Origin of the sequence: Thiothrix caldifontis (assembly GCF_900107695.1) — a bacterium.
Taxonomy (GTDB): Bacteria; Pseudomonadota; Gammaproteobacteria; order Thiotrichales; family Thiotrichaceae; genus Thiothrix; species Thiothrix caldifontis.
In genome coordinates this window covers 1-1013 of record NZ_FNQP01000064.1, presented here as the reverse complement: position 1 = coordinate 1013, position 1013 = coordinate 1, and the positions used below count along the sequence as shown (strand labels likewise).

2 protein-coding genes are annotated in these 1013 nt (G+C 39.8%); both read left to right on the top strand.

The window, feature by feature from the left end; translation table 11 throughout:
- Positions 1-180: 180 nt before the first annotated feature.
- Positions 181-435 carry a type II toxin-antitoxin system Phd/YefM family antitoxin gene (locus BLV87_RS18950; protein ID WP_093071217.1) on the top strand — a complete coding sequence of 85 codons (255 nt, stop codon included), beginning with the start codon at positions 181-183 and terminating at the stop codon, positions 433-435.
- Complete coding sequence (locus tag BLV87_RS18945; RefSeq protein ID WP_093071215.1) at positions 432-860, top strand: type II toxin-antitoxin system VapC family toxin; 429 nt, start codon at positions 432-434, stop codon at positions 858-860. Before BLV87_RS18950 ends, BLV87_RS18945 begins: the two co-directional genes overlap by 4 nt.
- Positions 861-1013 lie beyond the last annotated feature (153 nt).

Sequence of the window (1013 nt, the reverse complement as noted above, 5' to 3'; positions counted from 1 at the left end):
GTGAAGAAGCCTGTCAGCCGTATGGGGTGTTCAAAAAAATGACTGACCGGTCTGGATGGGATGATCAGATTCGGGTTTTTCTACACCCTCGTTATCTGCATATAGATTCCTCACATACTTGACAAAGTTCAGAAAAGAAAATACTGTCTAGTCTGTCCAGTTTAACTTGAGATTGAAGCTATGGAACAGAACATATGGCAACTTCAAGATGCAAAAAGCAAATTTAGCCAATTAGTTGATAGTGCAATACACCACAGACCCCAATTTGTAACCAAGCATGGGAGCAATGCTGTTGTTATCATTTCATTTGAAGACTATATAAGATTTATCAAGCCAAAAGATGATTTAGTGTCATTCTTCAGAAACTCGCCTTTGGCAGAAAGTGAACTTGATTTCTCAAGAAATAAAGATATGCCAAGAGATATTGAACTATGAAGTACTTACTAGATACCTGTGTTATTTCTGAGGTCATAAAGAGAGAACCAAATAAAAATGTTATTTCATGGTTACAAGCTCAAGATGAAGATAATTTATTTTTGAGTATATTGACGTTTGGTGAAATACAAAAAGGCATTCAAAAAGACACAGATCAGAATAGAAAAAAGAAATTAAAAATGTGGGTCGAGGAAGACTTAAAAAAGCGCTTCGAAAATCGGATTATCCCTATTGATTTAAAAGTTGTTACTAACTGGGGTTCTATTCAAGGTTTGGCAGAACTAGCAGGGAGAACAATGCCAACCCTAGATGGGCTTATAGCAGTCTCAGGACTAACTTATAATTGTACTATAGCCACAAGAAACACCTCAGATATGGAACAAAGCACAGCAGAACTATTCAATCCTTGGGAATACAAAGAATAATACAGATAACGAGTGGTTCGACGACGGACGCGGTGACAGCCCGCGACTTCGCCCAGCCTACTCCCCGCCGCGCCCGTCACACGAGACGTTGAGGCTGTAGAAAAACCCTCCGAACCGCCATTTTGTGGGATAATCAGGCATCGCAAGCACCAG

Coding starts and splice junctions, on each gene's coding strand:
- BLV87_RS18950 (WP_093071217.1), top strand. CDS start 181: ATGGAACAGAACATATGGCAACTTCAAGATGCAAAAAGCAAATTTAGC.
- BLV87_RS18945 (WP_093071215.1), top strand. CDS start 432: ATGAAGTACTTACTAGATACCTGTGTTATTTCTGAGGTCATAAAGAGA.